Annotated in this window: 21 protein-coding genes and 3 pseudogenes; 16 read left to right on the forward strand and 8 right to left on the reverse strand. The window is 54.3% G+C overall.

Going from position 1 to position 25,169, the window contains the following annotated elements:
* Window positions 1-240 precede the first annotated feature (240 nt).
* The 4 genes from ACR0AA_RS12915 (at window position 241) to ACR0AA_RS12930 (ending at window position 4,657) form a co-directional block, all read left to right on the forward strand.
* Window positions 241-1,230: a glycosyltransferase family 2 protein gene (locus tag ACR0AA_RS12915; protein WP_480756181.1), complete on the forward strand. Its 990-nt coding sequence runs from the start codon at window positions 241-243 to the stop codon at window positions 1,228-1,230.
* Entirely contained in the window at window positions 1,230-2,489 is a 1,260-nt protein-coding gene (locus tag ACR0AA_RS12920) for an O-antigen ligase family protein (protein ID WP_480664432.1), read from the forward strand. Before ACR0AA_RS12915 ends, ACR0AA_RS12920 begins: the two co-directional genes overlap by 1 nt.
* A 79-nt stretch (window positions 2,490-2,568) precedes the next feature.
* The gene (locus ACR0AA_RS12925) at window positions 2,569-3,528 is read left to right on the forward strand and encodes a glycosyltransferase family 2 protein (protein WP_480756182.1); all 960 of its coding nucleotides are present in this window, start codon (window positions 2,569-2,571) and stop codon (window positions 3,526-3,528) included.
* Window positions 3,529-3,844: 316 nt separating this feature from the next.
* Window positions 3,845-4,657 carry a sulfotransferase gene (locus tag ACR0AA_RS12930; RefSeq protein ID WP_480756183.1) on the forward strand — a complete coding sequence of 271 codons (813 nt, stop codon included), beginning with the start codon at window positions 3,845-3,847 and terminating at the stop codon, window positions 4,655-4,657.
* A 33-nt stretch (window positions 4,658-4,690) separates the two neighbouring features.
* On the opposite strand, the pseudogene ACR0AA_RS12935 reads toward ACR0AA_RS12930, so the two are convergent.
* A pseudogene (locus ACR0AA_RS12935) lies at window positions 4,691-5,009 on the reverse strand (integrase core domain-containing protein); the annotation flags it as partial.
* Window positions 5,010-5,414: 405 nt separating this feature from the next.
* On the opposite strand from ACR0AA_RS12935, the gene ACR0AA_RS12940 reads away from it, so the two are divergent.
* On the forward strand, window positions 5,415-7,391 hold the full coding sequence (locus ACR0AA_RS12940) for a right-handed parallel beta-helix repeat-containing protein (RefSeq protein WP_480756184.1): 1,977 nt from the start codon (window positions 5,415-5,417) through the stop codon (window positions 7,389-7,391).
* 312 nt (window positions 7,392-7,703) lie between these two features.
* Here ACR0AA_RS12940 and ACR0AA_RS12945 read toward each other — a convergent pair whose 3' ends face one another.
* Window positions 7,704-8,357, reverse strand: a complete 654-nt coding sequence (locus ACR0AA_RS12945; RefSeq protein ID WP_480756185.1) for a sugar transferase — start codon at window positions 8,355-8,357, stop codon at window positions 7,704-7,706.
* 330 nt (window positions 8,358-8,687) lie between these two features.
* Between ACR0AA_RS12945 and ACR0AA_RS12950 the strand changes: the two genes are divergently transcribed.
* Both ACR0AA_RS12950 and ACR0AA_RS12955 read left to right on the forward strand, forming a co-directional pair.
* On the forward strand, window positions 8,688-8,867 hold the full coding sequence (locus ACR0AA_RS12950) for a transposase (protein WP_480756186.1): 180 nt from the start codon (window positions 8,688-8,690) through the stop codon (window positions 8,865-8,867).
* Between the two features lie 571 nt (window positions 8,868-9,438).
* Window positions 9,439-10,118, forward strand: a pseudogene (locus tag ACR0AA_RS12955) (IS6 family transposase).
* Window positions 10,119-10,401: 283 nt separating this feature from the next.
* On the opposite strand, the gene ACR0AA_RS12960 reads toward ACR0AA_RS12955, so the two are convergent.
* Window positions 10,402-10,731: a TOBE domain-containing protein gene (locus ACR0AA_RS12960; protein WP_480756187.1), complete on the reverse strand. Its 330-nt coding sequence runs from the start codon at window positions 10,729-10,731 to the stop codon at window positions 10,402-10,404.
* A gap of 129 nt (window positions 10,732-10,860) precedes the next feature.
* On the opposite strand from ACR0AA_RS12960, the gene ACR0AA_RS12965 reads away from it, so the two are divergent.
* Window positions 10,861-11,043 (forward strand): hypothetical protein, encoded by a 183-nt coding sequence (locus tag ACR0AA_RS12965; RefSeq protein WP_480756188.1) that lies wholly within the window; start codon window positions 10,861-10,863, stop codon window positions 11,041-11,043.
* 7 nt (window positions 11,044-11,050) lie between these two features.
* On the opposite strand, the gene ACR0AA_RS12970 is transcribed toward ACR0AA_RS12965, so the two are convergent.
* The 5 genes and pseudogenes from ACR0AA_RS12970 to ACR0AA_RS12990 all read right to left on the reverse strand — a co-directional run bounded on the left by ACR0AA_RS12970 (window position 11,051) and on the right by ACR0AA_RS12990 (window position 16,056).
* The gene (locus ACR0AA_RS12970; protein WP_480664441.1) at window positions 11,051-11,716 is read right to left on the reverse strand and encodes a D-lyxose/D-mannose family sugar isomerase; all 666 of its coding nucleotides are present in this window, start codon (window positions 11,714-11,716) and stop codon (window positions 11,051-11,053) included.
* A 17-nt stretch (window positions 11,717-11,733) separates the two neighbouring features.
* Entirely contained in the window at window positions 11,734-12,660 is a 927-nt protein-coding gene (locus ACR0AA_RS12975; protein WP_480756189.1) for a carbohydrate kinase family protein, read from the reverse strand.
* 37 nt (window positions 12,661-12,697) lie between these two features.
* Window positions 12,698-13,699, reverse strand: coding sequence for a glucokinase (locus ACR0AA_RS12980; protein ID WP_480664662.1), 1,002 nt, complete (start codon window positions 13,697-13,699; stop codon window positions 12,698-12,700).
* 18 nt (window positions 13,700-13,717) lie between these two features.
* Window positions 13,718-15,022, reverse strand: a pseudogene (locus ACR0AA_RS12985) (GH1 family beta-glucosidase); the annotation flags it as partial.
* A gap of 2 nt (window positions 15,023-15,024) precedes the next feature.
* The gene (locus ACR0AA_RS12990; RefSeq protein WP_480664444.1) at window positions 15,025-16,056 is read right to left on the reverse strand and encodes a LacI family DNA-binding transcriptional regulator; all 1,032 of its coding nucleotides are present in this window, start codon (window positions 16,054-16,056) and stop codon (window positions 15,025-15,027) included.
* Between the two features lie 217 nt (window positions 16,057-16,273).
* Between ACR0AA_RS12990 and ACR0AA_RS12995 the strand changes: the two genes are divergently transcribed.
* From ACR0AA_RS12995 to ACR0AA_RS13030, 8 genes are all read left to right on the forward strand, one after another.
* A complete protein-coding gene (locus ACR0AA_RS12995; protein ID WP_480664446.1) occupies window positions 16,274-17,542 on the forward strand; it encodes an ABC transporter substrate-binding protein in 1,269 nt (422 codons plus the stop codon).
* 65 nt (window positions 17,543-17,607) lie between these two features.
* Complete coding sequence (locus ACR0AA_RS13000; protein WP_480664448.1) at window positions 17,608-18,615, forward strand: carbohydrate ABC transporter permease; 1,008 nt, start codon at window positions 17,608-17,610, stop codon at window positions 18,613-18,615.
* Window positions 18,616-18,618: 3 nt separating this feature from the next.
* Window positions 18,619-19,767 carry a carbohydrate ABC transporter permease gene (locus tag ACR0AA_RS13005; RefSeq protein WP_480756190.1) on the forward strand — a complete coding sequence of 383 codons (1,149 nt, stop codon included), beginning with the start codon at window positions 18,619-18,621 and terminating at the stop codon, window positions 19,765-19,767.
* A 9-nt stretch (window positions 19,768-19,776) separates the two neighbouring features.
* On the forward strand, window positions 19,777-21,432 hold the full coding sequence (locus ACR0AA_RS13010) for an alpha-glucosidase (RefSeq protein WP_480756191.1): 1,656 nt from the start codon (window positions 19,777-19,779) through the stop codon (window positions 21,430-21,432).
* Between the two features lie 3 nt (window positions 21,433-21,435).
* Complete coding sequence (locus ACR0AA_RS13015) at window positions 21,436-22,518, forward strand: ABC transporter ATP-binding protein (protein ID WP_480664454.1); 1,083 nt, start codon at window positions 21,436-21,438, stop codon at window positions 22,516-22,518.
* A gap of 83 nt (window positions 22,519-22,601) precedes the next feature.
* Complete coding sequence (locus tag ACR0AA_RS13020; RefSeq protein WP_480756192.1) at window positions 22,602-23,354, forward strand: sugar phosphate isomerase/epimerase family protein; 753 nt, start codon at window positions 22,602-22,604, stop codon at window positions 23,352-23,354.
* A complete protein-coding gene (locus ACR0AA_RS13025) occupies window positions 23,354-24,427 on the forward strand; it encodes a LacI family DNA-binding transcriptional regulator (RefSeq protein ID WP_480756193.1) in 1,074 nt (357 codons plus the stop codon). Before ACR0AA_RS13020 ends, ACR0AA_RS13025 begins: the two co-directional genes overlap by 1 nt.
* The gene (locus ACR0AA_RS13030) at window positions 24,420-25,169 is read left to right on the forward strand and encodes a basic amino acid ABC transporter substrate-binding protein (protein ID WP_480756194.1); all 750 of its coding nucleotides are present in this window, start codon (window positions 24,420-24,422) and stop codon (window positions 25,167-25,169) included. Before ACR0AA_RS13025 ends, ACR0AA_RS13030 begins: the two co-directional genes overlap by 8 nt.

The following is a 25,169-nucleotide window of genomic DNA, read 5'->3' on the forward strand; positions in this document are numbered from 1 at the left end:
TTCGAATGTCGATGGCGCACCGACTGTCAAAGGATGTTAGAATCTGACAGGTGTTGTTTGGATGCAGCTAAGGGTCAGACCTCAACAGAGAAACTAAAAAGTGCGGTCACTAAGGAGAGCAGGCCGAAATCTGTCAATTGTGTCCTTCCCTCGGGGAACTGGGCCACTACACTGGCTCCGGAAGGGGATTAGTCATGGCGAGGAAGCGACATTCGAACCAAGATATCTTGAAGCTGCTGCGTGGACGGTACTGATTGCCGACGCCTGAGAAATAATGTAGATTACACACGTAAATGGTTGAGTAAGTATATGGCTAAAGGTAATAAAATCCTTGTTGCAGTGCTCACTATGTCCAAGGCTGCAGCTGATCTTGAAGGGCTGCTAAATGGTCTTCGATCGTTATTGATGCCTAAAGGTTCAGAAGTCTATTTTGTTCTCATTCAAAACGGTGTCTCATCACCGACTATAGGCTCGAGCGAATTAGGCCTTACCGATTATAGAAACCCAAATGTCATTTCTGTGGAGAGGTTGGGCATTCCGCAGGCTAGGAATGCTGCATTGAAGTATGCGCAGGAAATGGGTTTCGATTGGTTGGCTTTCTTCGACGACGATGCAATCCCAGATCCCTATTGGATTATCGAGTTATTGGCTCCAACGAGTCGCGGCGGAGTAGATGCTGTTGCCGGGCCTCAGGTGCCTGTGTTCGCCGGAGATACCAAGACGAGGATAAATAGTTCCAAAGTCTATCAGGAGATGAAATGCGCATATGGCACTCAAAGGACATGGGCTGCGACCAACAATGTTATGTTCTCGGTCCAATTTACTGAGGAAATGGGTCTCGAGTTCAACGAGGAAATGCAGTCGGGCGGCAGCGACAAAGAGTTCTTCCTTAGATTCCATTCCTCTGGAGGTAATATTTTTTGGACGGATCGAGCAATTGTTGCGGAGAATATACCGACAAGCCGCTTAACACTCTCATGGATACGTCGCAGAGAGTGGCGCAAGGGAGCTACGGAATTCACAATTCAGAGTGGGGTTCATCGGAGTTTCCGTGCAGCTTCGCTGTGTGCACTTAAATCCATTTACTACTTTCTATCTGCAGCTATCAATCTGCTTCAGACCCTCGACAGCCGAAAATCAGGCTACGTAGATGCGATCGCAGACATAAGTCACGCAGCGGGGCTGGTTTTTGGTATTTCACCTTACTTTCGGCCTCGGAAATATACCTAATGCTTCCGGCGGAATATGGACCAAACCAGATCGGTTCGACGGACGTATTTTCCAAAGTGGTAACTGTCGCATATGCGCTATTTGTGTATTTAATTGCTACTGGATTGTTTGCGCCACTTGGACTTCATCCGACACTTTGGCTGATGGCGTATGCAATATTTATTTTACTAGTTGTTTCAAACTTTGTTGAGTTTCTTGGCGAGGTTATTGACAATCTCGTTTATGTACTTTTTGGGCTTCTTTGCTTGGTGTCCGCGTTATGGTCAGCTGCCCCGGAAGACACGGCCCGCTTTGGAATTCAAGCAACATTCTCGATTCTGATTGCATTGTTTATTGGTATGCGACTCAAGCCTACTGAGCTGTTTTATACTTTTTTGATAGTCTCGGTTCTCGGAGTTGCTATGTCTTGGATCAATCAGGGAGGGTTACTTTTCTCGCCGGTGAATGATAATGGTCTCTTTAGAGGTGCATTCGGTGGAAAGAACTCGTACGGAGAGGCCGCAATGGCGTTGGCTCTGGCATGCCCGATGGCCCTGTTCCTGCTGAGTTCGCGACACGTCTTCATAAAGCTTGCATTGACTGCCGTTCTTGTGGGGGGCTTCCAATTATTATTGAAAAGCCAATCCGCTTCGGGACTGCTGTTGTCAATCGGCGGGGTCATTCTCGTCGTATCAACGCAGATTTTCTTCCGGAGCAAGCTGGCCAGAGCCTTGATGGCGCTATTTTTCTCCATTGTAGTTTCACTTGCTTTAATTACAGCAATAGTGTTTGGCATTGACCTCTGGGGCGCACTACTCGATTCAGTCAACAAAGAAAGTACCCTGACGGGAAGAACTGTTCTATGGGGCCATGCAATGGCGCTTATTCAGGAGCACCCAATTTTGGGAATCGGCGCAAATGGGTTCTGGAATGGGGCCGAGTATAGGAATGAAGTAAGCGCGCTACAGAACATTTATGGTGATCAGGTTCTATCTTTTCATAACCTGGCTTTTGAACTCGCGGTATCCCTTGGAGTATTCGGGCCAATAGTTCATGCCTTAATGGGCTTGAAGACCTTCAAGCTTGGCCTCCTCTATGCCTTTCGGAATGGAGAACCACTGGGTATTTGGGTCTGCGTTTTAGTACTGTGCCTTTACGTTCAGGCTCTTTTTGGCACGACCCTCTATAAGCCACATGAAGCATCTCTGATGCTACTGGTTAGCTTTGGCGTTTCATTGGGCAGAGCCGTCTATCGCGTTGGGGCACCGTATGATTCCTAAGGTGATTTCAAGGGTGGGGAGGTGTGATGTCGACGCTCGCCGTCGGCGCCAATTGTTCGCATCCGGTAGGGAAATCCTTGTGGTTATCCCGACGCTCAACGAAGAAAGGAAGATAGAAGAGTGCTTGCAAAGCCTATATTCTGGTTCGGTGCGCATGGAAGACGCAAGCGTGTTTGTAGCCGATGGCGGCAGTGAGGACAGAACACTAGAGATTTTGACCAAACTATGTGAACAGTATCCGAATCTTCACATAATAAAGAATGAGCAGCGCTTGCAGTCAGCTGCCGTAAACTTGGTTTGCTTCGATCATGCAACGGAGGATCATAAATATCTTGTTCGTTGTGATGCTCATAGCATTTACCCACCAGATTTTGTGGGCCAAGTGGCGGACGGTCTTGCAGGCGACCGGATTGCTTCGTTGGTGGTTTCGATGGATGCTAAAGGAGACTCTGGATTCGGAGAGGCCTTGGCATGGGTGGTTGATACCCGCCTAGGATCCGGCGGCGCTCCCCACAGAGGTAAGAGTATTTCTCGAGAGGTTTCCCATGGGCACCATGCTGGCTTTAATATTCGCTGGTTTCGTGAGATTGGGGGATACGATGAGACTTTTAGCCACAATGAGGATGCGGAATTTGATCTGCGATTGACGAAAGCGGGTGGCGTAATCTGGTTAGAAAGTAGTCTCGGAATTACTTACATAGTTCGTAGGACGCCTTTCCTGCTTGCCAAACAATACTATAATTATGGTTTGGGGAGGGCCAAGACCCTACGGAAGCATTCAATGATGCCGCAACCTCGACAACTCATTCCTGTCGTAAATTTCTTGCTTCTGGTCTCGTCCTTTCTAGGATCTTTTATTGATCCTTTTTTCTTGGTTTGGCCCCTGACTTATTTCGCGATATTGATCGCAGTATCGGTGTGCTGCAGTGTTTCCCTGGGAAAGCTTCATGGAGCTTCAGCTGGAGTGGCATTGGCCATTATTCACAATTGCTGGGCAATTGGTTTTTTAAAAGGTGTGTTCCGGAGAAATCAATTTTAACGGAATGTCCTATTTGACTTGGTCCATTGTTATGTTTTGGAATGTGAGGACAGTGAAGGCGAACATGCGGCACAAGCCGGAGGAAATAGTTCAGAAGCAGCGTCAGTTGGAGCGCCTCATCTGCCAGACATGCCACACCAGAACAGGGGTGGGAGTCGTATGTTAGGCGGGAAACACGATATGCCTGTCCTACTGACTCATAAATTGGGCCCTAATGTCTCAAGGTCGCGTTCAATGGACACTCAATCAATTACTGAGCTTTCAGAACAATCAACTTACGCTATCACAGGTACCAATTCCCCTCTATCGTGAAACTATGAAACTTTTAGGATACATACCAAAGCCGCTTAAAACTTCGTTTGGTGGCTTAGCGCTAGAGATTGGTGCACATGCCCGACTTGCTGTGAGTAACACTATTTCTAGTAGAACTCGACCGACCAAGAAGTTTGTTATCTTTGGGCGTGGGCGATCTGGCTCAACACTACTTGTTGATATGCTCGATAGTCACCCTGACATCAGATGTCTCGGTGAGATCATGAGGTACCCTCCTATCCGACCAGTACAATACGCGGAAGCCGCTTTGGGTTGCGCAGGTGGAAATGTTGTCGGATTCAAGTTGCTAAGCTACCAGGTAAGGAATCTCTGGCGTGACTCTCATAGGAGCAACTTGCGCCAATGGATAGTCGATAACAGGGTCATAGTATTTAGAGTGCAGCGCAGTGACTTGCTCCGCCACGCGGTTTCCAACCTATACGCCAGACATCGAAGGGCATTTCACTCTACAGACGCGAAGTCGAGTTTTCACCGCCCGTTTCATATTGATCCAAACGAACTGATTAAGTGGATGGAAGGCAGCGAGGGCCATTTAGAATTCGAAAATTCTTGGTTGGAAGATATTGAATTCGAGAATATCACCTACGAATGCGATCTTGCAGATGGCGTTCAGCAAGAAGCAACGAGAAACCGACTATTGGACATACTTGAGCTGGATAGAAGCGAGTATGCTACCAAGTATAAGCGCGTAACTCCAAGGTGCCTTCAAACTCTGATCGAGAATTATGACGAGGTTCACAGGCACTTGAAGGGCACGAAGTACGAGGTGTTTCTTCCGACGGGTGCTAAAGATTGAGCATGCTTAACCTGCTCCCCTGAGAGTTCGAGTTTATAGGTTAGCTCTGTTCAGGTTTTGGCCTTCCTTTGACCGGTTAGCATATTCGTATGGCGTCAGGCCGGCGAGGTTCGAATGAGGCCGGTTGTGATTCGCGCCATGCCGCAATCATGCCGCAATCATGCGGCAGGCATGGCGCAGAGATGGGAATTGGCGTTCGTTCAGGCATTTTGTGATTCTAGTCGGCGCGCCATGCCGTAATCATGCAGCAGGCATGGCACACAGATGGGAATAGGCGTTCGTTCAGGCATTCCTCTCGCATCCGCCCGCTGGAGATTTCGACCACGCCGTGCTGCGCTGGCTTTCCCGGCGCGCCGCCCGATCTGTTAGTTCCAATTTGATTGTAAGTGCATGATTGGACTGGTTTCCATTAAGATGATGCATCCGGGACCCGGTGGTCGGTCGTCCAATGCACTGCGGCAGATTCCCGCCAACAATTGGTCGCATCAAGTGGGATCTCGCCGATCGCATCGCCTCGCTAATGACAATACTCAGAGCGCTAAACTATATACCGCTTAGATCTTCATTGTGGACTGGATCTGGACGGTATGTTTCTCGGACAGGGACAATGATCCACATAAAAGACACAATAGCATGGCTGATTTAAGCCCAAACGGAAACATTGGCTTCAATTTAGCCACTTTAACTTGGCCTAGCGAACGGTCGCTGCCAGCGTCCCGAAGTTAGCATCGAAGCAGAAAGAGAAGGAAAACAGGTCATGGAACCAGAAGTGATCATCTATGATGCGAGCGAACTCGCTGCTGCTTATGAGACGCTCTCTCAGTCGACTGGCGGCACAATCATTGTTGCATCTGGCGCTAATCTAGGCTCGATCAACCTGTCCAATGGCGGAGATCAGGCGGTCACGATTGTGTCGGAAGACCCGGCCAATCCTGCCGTGATAGAGTCGATTGACCTCGAGAACGTGAGCAATCTGGAGATTGACGGCGTCTTGGTTTCACGAGATGCGGGCCGCATGCTCAACATTGAAGCCAGCACGAACATCACTATTCGAAACTCTGAATTTGCGTCAGATGCCACTCAAACACTGACCGAAGATTTGGTGGGCACATCGGCTCAGGGCGCTGACATCGGGATCGTCCGCGATACTTCTGGCCTGACTCTCGAGAACAATGAGTTTCACGGTTTCTTTCAGGGCATCACCATGTATGAAACAAGTGATGTGCAGATCAACAACAACGAGTGGTACGAATTTCAGGGCGATGGAATCCGGATGGAAGGGGTTCAGCGCGTAGATATCATGAACAACAACTTCTATGATTACTACGGATCTCCCCATTCTGTGAACCACTCTGATTTCATTCAGGTCTGGTCTGTCAACTCGACGGAGACAATAACCAGCGATCTCCGTATCATATCTAACACGATGCATACGGGCGACGGGACGGCGGCGCAGGGAATTTTCATCAATAATGAAGCATTTTCCAAGCGCGGAATTGGTGATTATTATCAGAACATTGAAGTATCTGATAACGTGATTTATTCCGGGATGTGGAATGGTATACGGGTCAACGGAACCGATGGTGCTGTGATATCGAACAATACCTTGCTTTGGAACCAGGACGCCTTCGTAGAGTTCGAGGATGGTCGCGTTCTCTCCCAAACCCCCACCATCCGAGCCGACAACTCCATAAATGTCGAGACGTTCGACAATATTGCGAGAACCGTAAGGGTCAACGATGTTGATCAAGAGCAGAACGTGATGCTGGAATATCGGCAAGAAAGCTCAAGCACCTACGCCTATGACTTGTTCCCGGGGCTGAATCTGGGGGCAGACGCCACGCTCGCCGACCTCGCTCTGGTTGAAGGTAGTGGCGTGGAGGGAGCTGGAGCTTCGCTCTCGCAACCGGGTCAGGTCGAAGATGCGCCGAGCGAACCTGTGTCGCCGCCGCCCGAGAGCGAACCAGTGTCGCCGCCGTCCGAGAGCGAAACCGTGTCGCCGCCGTCCGAGGGCGAGACCGTGTCGCCGCCACCTGAGGACGAGACCGTTGTACCACCCGCAGAAGAAGAAGTTGAAGACAATCCCGACCCGGTGACCGAGCCGAGCGGCGAAGCAGGAATGACCATTCACGGCACCTCAAGCGCCGAGACCATTTCTGGAACAATCGGCGACGATAACATTTTTGGCTATGATCGTGCCGATGTCATTTTTGGCGGAGACGGCAATGACCTGATAGAAGGCGGCGGGGGGTTCGACGACCTCAACGGCGGGCGCGGAGATGATGACCTTCGTGGCGGATCAGGCCACGATGTCCTTAACGGTGGAGAAGGCGCCGACACTCTTTCGGGCGATGCTGGCAATGACACGCTCAACGGTGGCGAAGGTTCAGACGTGATTCAAGGGGGCCGTGGAGGAGATCTGCTGCACGGAGATGCTGGCAACGATTTCTTGTTCGGCGGGATGGGGTCTGACGAGCTATGGGGTGGTGAAGGAGACGACACAATGTCCGGTGGAGGAGGGCGTGACGTATTCCACATAGGCCCTGCGAGCGGAAACGATATAATAACCGATTTCCGAATCGGGAAGGACCTCCTCGCGCTGGAATCTGATCCAACGAGCGCTATCCAGACGGACAATGGGTTGCTATTGAGATTTGTTGACGATAGCAGTCTGCATTTGGACGGTGTTACTCTTGAAGAGTACCAGACTGAGTCGGAATTTTTCCTACTCTAACTGTCTTCAAGGGTTTAAGTAACATAATGTATTGATAGTCCAGACACACTGAGGTTTGATTGGCCTCAGGTGTCTGGACCACCGCGCGCCGGTCCTATTTTCCTAAATCCAATACGAATGAGTGCTGAACTCTCCCTTCAAATTCCCTCGTTGCATTGACGTTGCACACTGAAATCAGGCCACTGATTTTTTGGTTATCCGTCCGAATATCGACGGATCCTGTGTAACGGCAGTTTCATTCGATCCGGGGGCAGTTAGAACTACTCCATATAGTATGCATGGCCTCTATTTCTAATCCTATTGGTCAAAGCGTCAGCACGATCCTCGTTGGACGAGAACAACATGAACTGTTTTGAAAACCAGCCAAATGTCGCGCATAAATGTCCAGTTTCCAACATACTCAGAGTCCATTTGAACCCGTTCTTCGTATCCGATTCCACTTCTGCCATGCGTTTGCCAAACTCCAGTTATTCCGGGGCAAGCGCGCAGGTAGCTATGCAACTGTCTTCCATAGTATGACATTTCGCCACTCTGTATCGGACGAGGTCCTACGATACTCATGTCGCCCCGGAGCACATTGATAAATTGCGGCAGTTCGTCGAGGCTGGACTTTCGGAGAAAACTTCCAATGAACGGAATGATTCTTGGATCATTCTTGATTTTTCGGCTGCGGTTATACTCTTTTCGGATTTCCGGGTCAGACTTGAGAAGCTCTTCTAGCGCTCTCTCCGCATCGACCACCATTGTTCTAAATTTGATGCATTGAAACTTTTCCCCATTAAAACCAATGCGCTCCTGCTTGAAGAATACGGGGCCAGGCGCGAAAAGCTTCACGAGTACAATCACCAAGAGAAACAGGGGTAAGAACGCAATGATGGCCATTGTCGAAAAGACGACATCAAAGGCGCGCTTCGATGAGCCCCCAATCGGTGATGTGTATGTGGCAGAGTTGACGACGTCTTCCATTCGTTCCCCCAGTTACTAGTTACCGAAATTTCTTCCAATCGCCGCAGCAGAATACGACCACTGAAAGTAAGCCCGGAGGGAACACCTATCGGAGACTGTTGAAAAGGATCCTCGGGCAAAGCCCGGTTAAAAACTATCCCACCATTACAATCCAAAGCGAAATGCACCACAAATCTCGTCGCCGCGTACCAATACGCACAAATATTTATGATGCCCCACTCCGAGCACACTAATAGGAAGACAGTACTACAAGGCTAGAGTTGAACGCAACCATTTCTGTCCTTCCCCGTAGAACTGGGCCACTACACTGGCTGCAGCAGGGGGTCTGTCATGGCGAGGAAGCGACACTCGGACGAAGACATCTTGAAGTTGCTGCATGAAATCGAGTTGAAGCTGAGTGCTGGATCGGATGTGGCCTCAGCGTGCCGCAGCGTTGGGATCAGCGATGCGACTTACAACAACTGGCGCAAACGGTTCGGCGGGATGGGGCGCGCGCAGTGTCGGAGCTGAAGAGCCCGGAGAAAGAGAACGCGCGGTTGAAGAAGATCTTCGCCGAGCTCGAACTGGACAAGCTCATTTTCAAGGAAAGCTTTAACCACCTTAAGCCCGGGGCCTGACCACGGAGAAACTCCGTCAGGCCGTCACCCATACACGCCAGAAGCTCGCGACGTCCGAGCGGCGGACGTGCCAGGTGCTCGGCTTGGGTATATTAGGTGTGGCCTTCATTATGGGGCCAAGCGCATTGACTGAGTTTAATCCGAGTAATCTGGCACAACTGGCAATCCTTGGGGCGGCGCTGTCCTATGCTTTTGCCGGTGTCTGGGGCAGCACTGCCCTTTCAAGCCAACGACCACTTGTGAACGCACTTGGTATGCTGATCGGCAGCACAGTGCTTATGTTTCCGATTGTTCTGTTGCAAAGTATTGCTGGCCGATCACCTATTTGTAGATATCCATTGCAAGCACGTTGAACTGCCCGCCAATGACTTTGGGCAGGTTCTGTCGCAAACTCTGCCTCACCTGTCAGACCGAACGCAATTCTGTCAACGCGTGCTGGGACATAACCGGAACAAACCGCGGCGATCTCATTTAAGGGCACGCATTTTCTGAAAGACGTGATCTTGCACGCGGTTTTTTTCTACCTGCGCTATGGCGTGTCATACCGGGATCTGGAAGAAATCATGGCGGAACGTGGGCGTTGATCTGGATCATGCAACGCTAAACCGCTGGGTCAGCCGAAATGCAGGCCTCATTGCTGAAGCAGCGCGGTATAGAATGCGCCCCGCAGACTGTTCTTGGCGCATGGATGAGACATATGTGAAAGTGAAGGGCGAGTGGGTTTATCTTTACCGAGCGATCGACAAACACGGCAAGACACTTGAACTCATGTTATCCGAGCGCCGGAATAAAGCCGCCGCGACGAAGTTCTTCGCTCGCGCATTTGACGTGAACGGTCTACCGCGCAAGATCGTCATCGACAAAAGTGGAGCCAATACAGCTGGCATCAAGGCGATCAACAAGATGCTCATATGCTACGGCCGTCCGATCCCAATCGAAATGGTCATGCGGAAATACCTCAATAACATCATTGAACAATGATCACCGGTTCATCAAACGAAGGATCAGACCCATGCCGGGATTCAAATCTTTCACTTAAGCCGCATCTAACCTGGCGGACATAGAACTGGTCAACATGATCCGCAAAGGTCAATTCACGCTCGAACTCCATCCGTTTCAGCAGTTCGCCCAACTGGCGGGGTAAACCGCTCACCAATTCCACTGATGCTCTGCCATCTAATAAGTTTGCAACAGAACCAAATGGTCTGCCGTTGCTTCGGGAAACAGACAGCGCTCAACGTTCCAAGCGGCAACTGTGAACTCTGCAGGCAAAAGTGCAGACTGTGCCACGCCACCCAGCTGCACTGCGTTCATAGCAGGTAGGGCGGACAACAATGCCCTATGAGCTCCGGCCGTGCGAGGGGCCGAGAGGATACTCGCTCTCTGTTCGTCCGTGACCGCTGGATGGTCCGCAAATGTCTGGGTAATCACAGTCTTTGCCCCGTCGCCTTATCAAAAAGCCGCAGCGCGTTTGGCTTCAGGCTGATGCGTGTTTCGCCGATTTTCGCTGCGTGGTCCTTACCCACCAAAACAGTGAAGGGTTGATCAGAAATCACCCCGTGCAACAGGCGGTGGGCACCAAGTTCTTCAAGGATGTCAACGCGGAATGTGACACTGCCGTGATCGTCCAGCACAACATCCTCAGGGCGAATACCCATCGTGACCGCCCCAGAGTAAGCCTCTTGCACAGACAACGGCCCGCCATAGCCGTTGATCCGGACCTGCCCCTGACCCATTTCCGTCTCGATCAGGTTCATCGGCGGGGCACCCATAAACGAGGCAACGAAGGTTGAGGCCGGGTTGTGATAAATTTCGGAGGGGGTGCCGACCTGTTCGATGCGGCCAGCGTTTAGAACGAAGATGCGGTCCTGGAGGCGTTGTCAACTGTGCGGTTCGACGACATTAACATCGCGGGATGGCCGACCTTTGATCTGTCGACCGTTTGCAATCCGATCGATGACGCGGTCAAGCGTGTCATCTGGCTGTTGGAACGACGGTTGGCAAACCCCGCGAAACCAAGCGAGACGATTCTGATCGACCCGTATTTCGTGCCCCGCGGGACTCACTGACTGCTTTTTAGTAGTCGGATACCAGCAGGAAGTCCGGCTCTGCGTCTTCTTCTATGGTTGCAAAGCGCGGGATGGGGTCCTCGAACACGTTGTCGGTTCGGTCGTCGTTCACGGTTGAGACCTCGCCAATCAGGCAATCGCCTTTTTCCGCCCAGAACGCGTGCCAAATGCCGGGCATCAACGTTACGCTTTGGCCGGGCTTCAAACGCAGCAATTCGCCGGGCTGAATTGTGACTGGACAGCTATCGCTGGGAACCACCACCGGGTTGTCACGGTCGATCCCGCCATCGGGGTCCGAGGCATAAATTTCCATCACCAGATCGCCGCCACCCCGGTTGATGATGTCTTCAGCTTTGACGATGTGGCGATGCATAGGAGACAGTTGCTTTTCCCGCGAAGCCAGTAGCTTTTCTGCGTAGAGCATCCCCCGGCCTTTGTTCAGGTCCTGAACGTCGCCATTGCGAAGCGTAAAGAGAAACAAACCTAGCTCATCAAAACGGCCCTGACCGTAGTCGGTGATGTCCCAACCAAGACCGCGACTACGGATGTCCTGTGCCTGAGAGCTGCGCATCTGTTCGGGTGACCAGGTCGCAAAGGGCGGCAGAACCGCCCCGAATGAGTGGATGAAAGCCTGTGCTTCAGACTTAATTTCGTTGATTTCTGATCTTTTCATCTGCGTCTCTCGTGGGGTCAAAGTTCATGCGCCCAGGGCGGGTTCGCCCCGGCGCGGGAGACGGTGATGGCAGCCACTTTTGCACCTTTCAAAAGGGCGGCCCGCAAGTCGTCTGTGCTCAGTGCTCTTAGTTCGGTTTTGGACAGCCGGCCCAACCGGTCCAGCTCGGCCAGAACTCCGGCGTTGAAAGTGTCCCCGGCACCGACCGTGTCAGCCACTTCGACTGCCTGAACTGATACCGAGGTTTCTGAACCGTCCGCCAGATAGCCGACAGCCCCCTCGCGGCCACGGGTGACGATTACCACTGCAGGTCCTGCCTGCAGCAGCAAAGGAACCTTTTCTGCCAGAGTTTCAGGCCCTGGGATGATCCAGTCCAGATCCTCATCTGAAACCTTCACGATATCGGACTGTGCAATCATACTATTCAGCCGGGTACGATATCGGGTCTGATCCTTGATGAAACCGGGTCGGATATTCGGGTCCAACATAACTGCCCGATCCGATCCGTGGCGACTCAGCAGCGCGGCGTAGGCGTCTGCACAGGGTTCGCAGGCGAGGCTGATACCGCCGAAATACAAGGCCGAAGCGGCGGGCAATTGCGTCGGCATGTCCTCGGGCAATAGCATTCGGCCAGCCGAGTTTTCGTCTACAAAGCTGTATGTTGCGTGCCCATCTTGAAGTTGGACAAAGGCTAGCGTCGTGGGGCGGTCCGAATGGATTACATGGCTTGTGTCCACATGGCTGTCTTTCAGCGCTTCCGCCAATTGCTGGCCAAACATGTCGGAGGACAAGCCGGTCAATAGTCCGACCGGTGCACCCAGACGCCCAAGCGCAATAGCGGTATTGAAAATCGCGCCTCCCGAATGGGGCACGAACCCTTGCGCACCTGAGGCGGTCGGTTCGGCGATCATGTCGATCAGGGCTTCACCGCAGCACAGGATCATGCCGAGGTCCTTTCTGTAATGGGGTCAGGCGGCCAGTTTACCGCGCGAGCGCACTTTTGCAGAAATTGTTAGCGCCAACAATGCCAAATTCATCCTGTTCGGACACATACAGGTTCATTGAGCGGCGCAATTCACTGAACCGCCCGCCAGCATTGAAGGCATCCCGGAACGCATCCTTAAACAGCCATCGGTTCTTTTCGGCCACTCCGCCTACAAGAAAGACACCGCCTGTGGGCATGAATGCAACGGCTAAATCGCCCATCAATGCCCCAAGATGGGTTGTGAACATGTGGGCTGCTTTGACGGCGACCGGGTTAGTTTTTGATTGCGCGTCCTGTAAAATATCCTTGGCGGTGCGCAGTGGGGCGTCAGATTGGCCAGCGGCCAAGCTGGCCGCCTTGTAAAGAATTGGCAAGCCGGTACCGCTTAGGAACATTTCCGCTTCCAAAACGAGGCTGTCGTCGAAGAAACAGTCCGGGGCGACGTGGCGAGCGGCTTTGAAGATTTCCACTTCATCCTCGTGGCGAGGTGAAAGACCAACATGCCCGCCTTCACCGGACGCAGTGTGGTATCGCCCTTCCGAATACAACAGAGCACCAACGCCAAGCCCTGTACCCGGGCCCACCACTAGACGCGTTCCAGCGGGTGGGGTTGCTGCCCCCTGCAGAACTTCGACATCGTCGCCAGTGATTTCGGCGACGGACCATGCAGCGGCAGTAAAGTCGTTGATAACAAACGTATGCTGCGCGCCGGTTGCCTTGCCTATGTCGCGCTCTGACAGATCTAGATGCGCATTCGTCAACCGGATCGTCCCGTCCTTGACCGGGCCAGCTCCGGCCGCAACGACAGCGCGGGGATCGGTGCCAAGCTCGTCGCGCAGGCTGTGAAAGGCGTCCAGCAACTCGGACAGCGAGCCGGTCGGGTATTTGCGAAGGTCCGTCAGTTCTCCGTTTGAAATAACACCCAGACGGGTATTGGTTCCGCCAATATCCGCAACAAGGTTCCAATGTTCGTGCATGGCGCCTGCAGGTTGGGCCATCGGCAGAGAAACGGAACTTCCGGCCAGAGCGGTTTTCAACGCGTTGTACGACGCCTTGGGTGTGCGCTCCAGCGTATCAAAGTCGACGTCGACCAGCCCGAACCGCTTTTCATAGCCAAAGGACCATTCGTAATTGTCCAGCAACGACCAAATGAAATAGCCCTTGACCGGTACGCCTTGCTCAATTGCGTTTTGGACTGCGGCCAGATGTCCGTTCAGGTAGTCGATGCGGTCGTCATCCTGCTGACGCTCGGGGCTGGCCATGCCGTTTTCGGTGACAAAGATCGGCAGATCGCCAGTGTGATCGCGCATGGTGCGTGTCAGGAAGCGTGTCAGGGCGTCAGGCTCAATCTCCCACCCCATCTGGGTCTTGGGCAGCGGGCCGGGGATTTCCTTCAGGCTGGGCCACGCAGTTTCATCGGGCGCAATCAGTTTGCGGGTGTAGTAGTTCAATCCGCACCAGTCGACGGGTGTGCCGATGGTGTCGAAATCGTCTTGCCAGCCAGAGGGTAGGTGAGGTTCCAGCCCGTCCAGCACGTTTTGCGGATAGGCTTTACTGAACACCCCGCTCAGGAAAAAGCGGTTATAAATTCCGTCATAAAGATCAGCAGCCTTGCGTGCGCCGGGGCTGTCATCGGCGGGTTCAGCCCATTCCAGATTAAACACAGCGCCCAAGTTGGACATTCCCAAACCGCGCATCGCCTCAATGGCACGACCATGAGCAAGCAGGACATGATGCATCGCACGGGCTGTGGCGCGGATGTCGCGCAGGCCCGGTGCGTGATGGCCTTCAAAATGGCTCAGCCAGCTGACGCACCAGGGTTCATTGATTGGGGCTACACTGTACATGCGGTCCCCGACCCGGCCCATTATAATCTCGGTGAAATCTGCGAACCAATGTGCGATATCGCGATTTCGCCATCCGCCAAGATCGGCGAGGGGCGAGGGCAGCTCCCAGTGGTACAGGGTCGCACAGGGGCGAATGCCGCGTTCCAGAAGTGCGTCGGCCAGGCGATCGTAATAGTCCAAGCCAGCTTGGTTCACCGTACCACGCCCTTCGGGCAACACGCGCGCCCAACTGGTTGAGAAGCGATAGCAGTCGAAACCGGCATCACGCACCAGATCGAAATCCTGCGGATAGCGATGTAGATGGTCACAAGCCAGATCGCCATTCTCATTGCGCACCACATTGCCGGGTGATGCTGCAAATGTATCCCAATGGGTCTGCCCAGCGCCGCCCTGAGCGTGTCCTTCGATCTGGTAGGCAGAAGTTGCAACGCCAAAGAGGAAGTCTTTGGGGAAATCCGAACGCGTGTATTTCATTTTCAGAACCTGTTTGGGGCGGGGCCGGTCGAGCCGCCAACTACCAGTTCGGCCTCCAGCAATCTAGTTTTTACGGGATCTTCCGGGGATTTGATGCGCTCGATCAACATCTCTGCCGCCATTTCACCGGCCTGACGAACCGAGGATCGGGTGGCCGTGAAAATCGGCACATCCTGACCGTTCTTGAGGTATGAGAGGTCGTCATCATGGGCAATGACCGAGACATCTTTTCCCATTTCCAACCCCGCCTCGTTTAGCGCGCGCCGCACGCCAATGGCAGAAATCATCGATGACGTCAGAATGGCGGTTGGCGGTTCATCCAGACGCAGCATGTCGCGCGTTTCGTGATGCCCATAGACCTCGGTCATCTCGGCGCTGCGCATCAGATCGGGGTCGGGGGACAGGCCGGCATCATCTAGCGCCTCAAGATACCCTGCACGTCGGCGTTGGGCGAAATCCATATCCTCAAGCCCGTTGATCAGCGCGATGCGGCGATGTCCAAGATCGATCAGAAACCGGGTCGCGCGCAGGAATGAGCTTTTATTGTTCACGTCAATCCAATCATAGGGCACGTCCACGCCAGTTGATCTGCCGTGTACGATGAACGGCACACCCATCCGGTTCAAGACCTCGATTCTGTGTTCGTTGACCTTTGGGCCTTGCAGAACCACCCCATCGACCGCGCCGCGTTGAAACAGGCTGCGATATGCCTCCTCGATCGAGGTGTCGTCGGCGTTGGTGAACATCATGTCATAGCCATGATCTCCATACTTGCGGGCGGCACCGGCGACGAAATCCCCGAAGATCGGGTTCACCATTTCATGCTGTGACGAACTTGGGATCACGTGACCAATTACCATGGATCGTCCAGTCGCCAAGCCCTTGGCTCGGCTGTTCGGACGGTATCCGTGTTTGGCTGCGGCGGCCTGAACACGAATGCGCGTGTCCTCATTTACCTCGGGATAGCCATTCAGCGCGCGGCTGACCGTGGTCTGGGACAGGCCGAGAATTTCTGAGAGCTGCTTTAGGTTCATCGTCGATTCAAAGCGCCTTCAATTTTTTCTGTTTCGTGTATTGCGGGCGGTTTTCACCCTTAGACACGTTTTTCCCTGATTGGGTTTCAATATTAATATTTTGGGGCGCAGTAAACAGATTATTGACATATTTTGAATGTTAGCGGATAAAGCTCAACATCCAAAGCGCTTTGAAAATGAGTCTTGCAGGCGCTTAGTAATGTTGGGAGGAAGCTTCATGAAACACTCGCTTTATGCAGGAGCGGCGACGTTCGCCCTGATGGCGGGCGCGGCGCAGGCCGACAAGGTTACCGTGTTCGGCCCATGGCTGGGGCCTGATCAGGAGAATGTCGAAAAGGTGCTGGATGGCTTTGCCGCCGCAACCGGGCACGAATACGCCTATGTCGGATCGGATAGCTTCGAACAGCAAATCAGAATCGATGCCGAGGCAGGGTCGGCGCCCAATGTAGCAGTGTTCCCCCAGCCCGGCTTGGCTTCGGATATGGCCAAGGCGGGGTTTCTGACACCGCTTGGCGATGGGACTGCAGACTGGATTCGTGACAACTATGCCGCCGGGCAGTCGTGGGTTGATCTGGGGACCTATGCGGGTCCTGGCGGCCAGGATCATCTGTATGGCTTTTTCTACAAGGTCGACGTGAAGTCGCTTGTCTGGTTTGTGCCCGAGAACTTTGAAGATGCCGGGTACGAAGTCCCCACCACGATGGAGGAACTGAAGGCGCTGACAGACCAGATCGTGGCCGATGGCGAAACGCCGTGGTGCATCGGTTTGGGCTCCGGTGGCGCGACTGGCTGGCCGGCGACCGACTGGGTCGAGGACATGATGCTGCGCACACAATCGCCTGAGGATTATGATGCCTGGGTCGCAAACGAGCTGAAGTTCAACGATCCGAAGGTTGTTGCTGCGATCGAAGAATTCGGCGCGTTTGCCCGCAATGATGACTATGTGGCCGGTGGTGCCGGTGCAGTTGCCACAACAGATTTCCGCGACAGCCCGAAGGGCATGTTCAGCTCGCCTCCGCAGTGTTACATGCACCGCCAGGCCTCGTTCATTCCGGCCTTCTTCCCGGAAGGCACGGTTGTAGGTGAGGATGCTGATTTCTTCTATTTCCCGGCGTACGAAAGCAAGGACCTTGGCAGCCCTGTACTGGGTGCCGGTACGGTTTGGGCGATCACAAACGACAGCCCCGGCGCGCATGCGTTGATCGAATACCTGCAAACGCCAGAGGCGCACGAAACATGGATGGCGCTGACCGGCTTCCTGACACCGCATAAGGGCGTCGATACTTCGGTGTTCTCAGACCCGACTTTGAAGAAGATGAACGACATTCTTCTGGGGGCGACAACCTTCCGGTTTGACGGGTCCGACCTGATGCCAGGTGGTGTGGGCGCGGGCACGTTCTGGACGGGAATGGTCGACTATACCGGGGGTACTCCGGCGCAAGAGGTTGCCGATGAAATCCAGTCTTCCTGGGACGCATTGGACTAATCGATTGAAACCGGGCGACCCGCAAAAGCGGGCCGCCTGACCCCTCCGTCGCAAGGGAGAGCGGCATGCATCCGGCATTTCAGGGCCTGCTGACCATCGCCATCGGCGTGTCAGGTTGCGTGGGCTATTTCTACCTATCCAATCAGTTTCTGGACAAAGTTCTGTTCCCGCCTCGCGGGCCGAACGCTGGCCGTAACATCAACCGCGCGAACATGATCCGGCCTTGGTTGTTCCTGTTTCCGGCGTTGGCTGCGTTGGGGCTGTATCTGGCCTATCCGGTCGTCGAAACGCTGCGCCTTTCGCTGACGGATCGGGTCCCGGGCGGTGGGTACGAATGGGTTGGCTTGGACAACTATGTCCAGATGGCCAACGAACCCAAGTTTTGGGAAGCGATGCGCAACAATATGTTCTGGCTGATCGTCGTGCCCGCCATGTCGACAGCCTTTGGCCTGCTTGTAGCGCAACTGACTGACCGCATCCGTTGGGGGAACATCGCCAAGTCTCTGATCTTTATGCCCATGGCGATCTCGTTCGTGGGGGCCTCGGTCATCTGGAAACTGGTCTACGACACCCGCCCGGCCGAGCAGGATCAGATCGGCATGCTCAACGCGCTGTACCTGTTTTTCGGCGGGACCGAGCCGCAGACCTGGCTGACGATCCCTTTCTGGAACAGTTTCTTCCTGATGGTTGTCCTGATCTGGATTCAAACCGGGTTTGCCATGGTCATTCTGTCAGCTGCCCTGCGTGGCATCCCCGAGGAGACCGTCGAAGCGGCCATTCTGGATGGCGCCAACCCGTTTCAGATCTTTTTCCGGATCAAAGTGCCTCAGATCAAGACAACAATACTGGTCGTATGGACCACGATCACGATTACCGTTCTGAAGGTCTTCGACATCGTCTTCGCCATGACCAACGGCCAGTGGGAGACGCAGGTTTTGGCCAACTACATGTATGACAAGCTGTTTCGGGCCAATGACTGGGGCGTGGGCTCAGCCTCGGCCATGGTGATCATGTTGCTGGTCGCTCCGATCCTCGTTTGGAACGTGCGCAATGCGCGCAAAGAGATGGAGTAGGCCGTGAACGATATTGCTGGAACCAAACCTGCCCTCAGATGGGTTGTTCACGCCTCGGTCATCTTCCTGGTGGTACTGTGGGTCGTGCCAACTCTTGGGCTGCTGATCTCATCCTTCCGCACGGCTGACCAGATTGCGACCAGCGGTTGGTGGCGGTCGCTGTTTCCGTCCGAGCAGAACCTGACTCTGCGCAGCGCGGCACCTGACACGCAGGTGCTGGAAAACGGAATGTACGTGATCGAGGGCAACCTATTTGGCGACGAAACCAAAGCCGCGATTTCAAAATGGGGTGTCAGCTCCAGGGCCGTTGATGCATTCGCCCCCGGAGATACCGCAGAATTGCGCAATGGTGGGACAATCACGGTCGATGCCAAAGGCAACTACCGGATGCAGAACCCGGAAGAGTTCACCGGCAGCCGCGGGTCGCGTGTCTTCGTAACGGCCGAATTGCCCCCTGAGTTCACCTTGGACAATTACCATAAGGTCTTGCTGGCCGAGGACAGCACCGACAGCATGGGGCGGGCGTTCTTCAATACGCTGACCGTAACAATTCCGGCCACCATTATCCCGATCCTCGTTGCAGCTTTTGCGGCATATGCCTTGGCGTGGATGGATTTCCCCGGACGAGCGCTGCTTATTGCCGCCGTCGTGGGTTTGCTGGTCGTCCCACTGCAGTTGGCCTTGATCCCGCTTTTGAAATTCCACCTCAATATTGGCATTGGCAAAGGTTATCTGGGGGTCTGGCTGGCCCATACTGGTTTCGGCATGCCTCTGGCGATCTACCTGTTGCGCAACTACATGGCCGGGCTGCCCCGAGACCTGATCGAAAACGCTCGGGTTGATGGCGCGACCGAATTCCAAATCTTTACCAAGCTGATCCTGCCGCTCAGCTTCCCGGCGCTGGCGTCATTCGCGATCTTCCAGTTCCTCTGGACGTGGAATGACTTACTGGTCGCTAAGGTCTTCCTGATCGACGCGTCGGGCCAAACTACCGTTATGACCAACCGCATCGTCGAGCTATTGGGCACACGCGGCGGTAACTGGGAAATCCTCGCCACGGCGGCATTTGTTTCAATCGCCGTACCGCTGGCTGTCTTCTTCGCAATGCAAAAATACCTGGTCCGTGGCCTGTTGGCCGGGTCCGTCAAATAGAGGCGTCTGATGAACGTGCAGAACACCGTGGAACTCAACAAAGCAACCAAAGCATCGTCCGACTGGTGGCGTGGCGGGGTCATCTATCAGATCTATCCGCGCAGCTTTCAGGACAGCAATGGTGATGGAATCGGAGACTTGAAAGGTATCACCCAGCGCTTGGAATACATCGCTTCGCTGGGCGTTGACGCCATCTGGATTTCTCCGTTCTTTAAGTCGCCGATGAAGGATTTCGGGTATGATGTCAGCGACTATCGCGATGTCGATCCGATGTTCGGGACCATGAAGGACTTTAAAGAACTTCTGGATCGCGCGCATGTGCACGGTCTGAAGGTGATGATCGATCTGGTGCTGTCGCACACATCGGATCAGCACCCATGGTTCAAAGAAAGCCGGTCCAATCGCGAGAATGACAAGTCCGACTGGTACGTCTGGGCTGATCCCAAGCCCGACGGCACGCCGCCGAACAACTGGCTGTCGATCTTTGGCGGTTCGGCTTGGCAGTGGGATTCTCGCCGCCTGCAGTATTACCTGCACAACTTCCTCACGTCGCAACCGGACCTGAATTTTCATTGCGCGGATGTGCAGGATGCCTTGTTGGATGTGGCGCGGTTCTGGTTAGATCTCGGCGTCGATGGGTTCCGATTGGATACCATCAACTTCTATTTCCACGACAAGCAACTGCGTGACAATCCTGGCCTGCCCATGGATCAGCGCAATGCTTCAATCGCGCCGATGGTGAACCCGTATAATCATCAGGATCACCTCTATTCCAAGAGCCAGCCTGAGAACATTGCCTTCCTTGAGCGGTTACGCGCGCTGACCGACGAGTATGAGGGCCGCGCCTGTTTGGGCGAGGTCGGTGACGCACAGCGCGGGCTCGAGATCATGGGCGAATACACCAGCGGCGATAAGCGCATGCACATGTGTTATGCGTTTGAGTTCCTGGAAAAGCGCGCTTTGACAGCAACTTACGCCAAGCAAGTGTTCGACCAACTGGAAGAGAAGGCGGGCGACGCGTGGCCATGCTGGGCATTCTCGAACCACGACGTTCAGCGTCACGCGTCCCGGTGGGAGTTGGACGACGCGGCGCTCCGTCAGCACGCCGTTCTGATGATGTGCCTACGCGGATCAGCTTGCCTGTATCAGGGCGAGGAACTGGGCTTGCCCGAAGCGGATGTTCCCTTTGAGCTCCTGCAAGACCCCTATGGCATTGAATTCTGGCCGGAATTCAAAGGGCGCGATGGCTGCCGCACGCCGATGGTCTGGGCCGCGCAGGACGAACAATCCGGTTTCACTTCAGGAACCCCCTGGCTACCGGTTAGCCAGACTCAGGCTGACCAAGCTGTTGACCGATTGGAACAGGAGGCCAACTCGATGTTGCACCACTATCGCCGCGCCATCGCGCTGCGTCATGCGCATTCTGCGCTGATGTCCGGTCGGCAGATCGATATGAAACAGTCGGGCCCAATCCTGTCGTTCCTGCGCGAGAATGGCACCGAACAGGTGTTCTGCGCGTTCAATCTGGAGACAGAATCAGCAAGGGTCACTCTGCCGGACGGCGAATGGCAGGTTATCGGGGAGGAATTGGGCAGCGTCGTAGGGGCGGGGACAGTGACCCTCGGCGCGGCCCAATTCTGTCTGATGCAGCGGGTGCGGGGATAAGCTATGTCGGAACTCAATCTCACGGATGTGGCGAAGACCTATGGCAATGTCGATGTTCTCAAGAACATCAATCTGGATATTGAACGCGGTGAGTTGATCGTGTTTGTCGGTCCCTCCGGCTGCGGTAAATCCACTTTGTTGCGCATGATTGCGGGGCTCGAAAAGATCACCGGCGGGACGCTGGAGATCGAGGGGCAGGTCATGAATGACGTTCCCCCGGCACAAAGGGGCATCGCAATGGTGTTCCAGAGTTACGCGCTATACCCGCACATGACGGTGCGCGAGAATATGGCCTTTGCTCTGAAGATCGCCAAAATGCCGTCGGACGAAGTGGACGCAGCCGTCGAGCGCGCTGCTCGTATTCTGCAGCTTGAACCGTTTCTGGACCGCCTGCCCAAGGCTCTGTCCGGTGGTCAGCGCCAGCGGGTCGCCATTGGTCGGGCCATCGTGCGTGATCCGAAGGTATACTTGTTTGATGAACCTCTTTCTAACCTTGACGCCGCTTTGCGGGTCGCTACGCGGATCGAGATCGCACGTTTGAAAGAGGCGATGCCGGACAGCACGATGATCTATGTCACTCACGATCAGGTCGAGGCGATGACGTTGGCCAGTCGGATCGTGGTCCTTGCCAACAAGGGAATTGCGCAGGTGGGTACACCGCTTGAGTTGTACGAAACGCCTGACAACGAGTTTGTCGCCCAGTTCATTGGCTCCCCGGCAATGAACCTGTTGCCGGGCGTCATCACGCAGACTGGAGAGCAAACCGTCGTAAAGCTTGATGGCGGCGGGACCGCGGTTTCCGACATCGCCACAACAGAGGCAGACGCGGGAAAGCAAGTGAACATTGGGGTCCGTCCCGAGGATTTTCACCCAGTCGACGCCAATCCGATTTTGGAAGGTGTCGTGGATTTCACTGAAGCTCTGGGTGAGGTCACGCTGCTCTACTTCGCAGCCAAGGACGGCGAAGACGCCACTATCGCCAAACTGCCGGGTGTTCAGAAAAATATGCGGGGACAAAGTGTCGCCGTATCAGCAGAACCGGAAAAGGTTCACCTGTTTCATCAGGGGCTTTCCATGCGGCATTAACCCAGGCGGCAGCCAAGCTTGACAAGAGCAGCGTCCCTGTTTCAAGCTAATTGAAACGTTTCAATTGGCTATGGCACCTGTCTATGCGAATTTCGGCGCAGCTTTATACCGTGCGGAAAGTTGGGGATCTAAAGACCCAGCTTGAATTGGTTGCGGGCTGCGGATTTACCGACATTGAAACCATCGGGTTCCACGGCAGCACGCCAATTCAGGTCGCGCAGCTGGCTCAACAGGCGGGGCTTACCGTTCGGTCCGCACATTTTGATTGGATCGAGTTCGAAACCCGCTTTGACGAAATAGTGGACTTTCTAGGGCTGGTGGATTGCCCAGTGGCCGTCATGCCTTGGTTGGCGCCCGGAGAAAGACCCCAATCAACTGACAGCTGGGTCGCGATGGCGCAGCAACTGACCGTATGGGCCGACCAGTTGTCGCATCATGGGGTTCGCCTGGCCTATCACAACCATGATTTTGACCTGCTGGGGCGAATTGGTGAAACACCGTTGGACATCATCCTGTCGCATCACAACCTGCACTGGCAGCCAGATCTGGGATGGCTGGTTCTAACTGATCCAAACCCGATCGAGTTGCTGCGCAGGTATTCCGACAAGATCGTTTCCGTTCATGCCAAGGACGTCAACCCGTCAGGCGGGCAGGGCGATGAACGTTGGCGCGACTTAGGCCACGGAGTGGTTGATTGGGCTACGGTTTTGGGTGTTTTGGCCAACAGCAATTGCGCCGATCTGTTTGTCGAACATGACGAAACGCCAAATGCGCCCAAGACATTGCGAACAGGGCGCAAGTATCTGTCCCTGCATCTGTTGGCTGGGGCAGGGTAATGGCCCGCGCGACCATCAAATCGATCTCCAAGGAAACCGGTTATTCGGTCGGGACGGTTTCGAATGCGTTGCGAGGGTCAGAGACAGTCAGGGAAGAAACGCGAACGGAAATTCAAGCCGCTGCTGCCCGACTTGGCTATCGCGTGAACATGGATGGGTTGAAACTGCGCACCAATAAATCCTACCGCGTTGCGGTTTTGGTCAGTGTGTCCGCCGATGCAGAGGAAGAGTGGGAAGGCGTGGAATTCACCCGTATTCTGGCTGGGATTTCGACCGCTCTGAAAGGGTCTCGGTATGAGCTGAGCGTTTTCAATGTGGCCAACCTGGAAGACGCGATGGGGGCATTGAGGAAGATCGTTCAGGACGGGCTTGCCGATGGCGTCATCTTTTCTGGAACGCTGCATCACGATCCGCGCATCGCTTTTCTTCAGCAAAACGCATTCCCTTTTGTCACACTGGGGATGAGCGACGGCGAAACCCCTCATGCCTATGTAGATATCGACAGTCAGGCAGCAGCTTACGATGCGACCGAGCGACTGGTGCGATTGGGGCATCGGCGCATTTCCTTGGTGAACCCTCCATCTGATCTGATTTATGCGACGCAACGCCAACAGGGGTACGCGCAGGCATTGTCAGCCGAAGGTTTACCTTTCGATTCCTCATTGATTTTCAACGGACCGACGACGGCGCGGACCGGGCGGCAAGCCTTTGAGGCAATGATGCAACTAACCGATCGTCCCACGGCATGCATTTGCGCCAACGAAGCGATGACCCTGGGTGTTTTGTCCGCTGCTCACAAGGCAGGCGTCTGCATTGGGCAGGACCTGGTCGTTATCTCGACGGATGACCTGCAACTCAGCCGATACTTCGTGCCGCCGCCCAGCACCTATTATGTCCCCATTGAGGAAACCAGCCGCGTGCTGGGAGAGTTTATCCTGAAAGCTCTGGACGGGGCGAAGCCATCGGAGACCCAAAAAAAGATCAGGGCCAACCTAATCGAGCGGCAACCTGACACCCATGCGCAGAAAAGTGCGCACAACGTGAACCAACAGAGGAGTACTGAAGATGATTAAGAGACTATTGGCTGCAGCAGCAGTGACTGCCATCTTCGCGCCAACGGCGTTTGCTGCTGATCTTGAGGGTCGTGTGCTGAAGATCGGCACCGACGCAACCTATCCCCCGATGGAAACCGTAGACGAGACGACCGGGCAAATCGTGGGCTTTGATGTCGACGTTTTGAAAGCAATCTGCGAGCAGGTTAACTGCGTCCCGAATTTCGTGAACACTGCGTGGGACGGTATTTTTGCGGCACTTCAGCAGGGTGAATTTGATCTGGTGATTTCAGGCGTTTCTATCACGCCAGAACGCGAGGAAAGCATGGACTTTTCCGAGCCGTACATCGTCGTCAGCCAGGCAATCCTGTTGCAGGTCGATAATGCCGACATGACGCTGGACGATTTCAAAGCGGGCGGGCAGAAACTGGCCGCGCAAACGGGAACCACCAACGCGCAACTGGCCGAAGAACTGGTCGGGCGTGAGAATGTCAGCCTGTACGACAACTTTTCGGCCGCGATTCTGGCGCTGCAGAATGCGGATGTGCAGGGCGTCATCATCGACGGCACCTCGGCCGCAGCATATGAACAGGAATTTGCGGGCGAGCTGACCGTAGGGATCACCGGTCTGCAGTCGGATCCGTTGGGCATCGTGTTTCAGGAAGGCGACGCCACAGTTGATGCCATCAATGAAGGACTGGCGGCTATCAAAGCCGACGGCACGCTGGACAAGCTTGTCGCAAAATATTGGGGCACGGAATAA

It is taken from the genome of Ruegeria sp. CE8 (assembly GCF_056537465.1).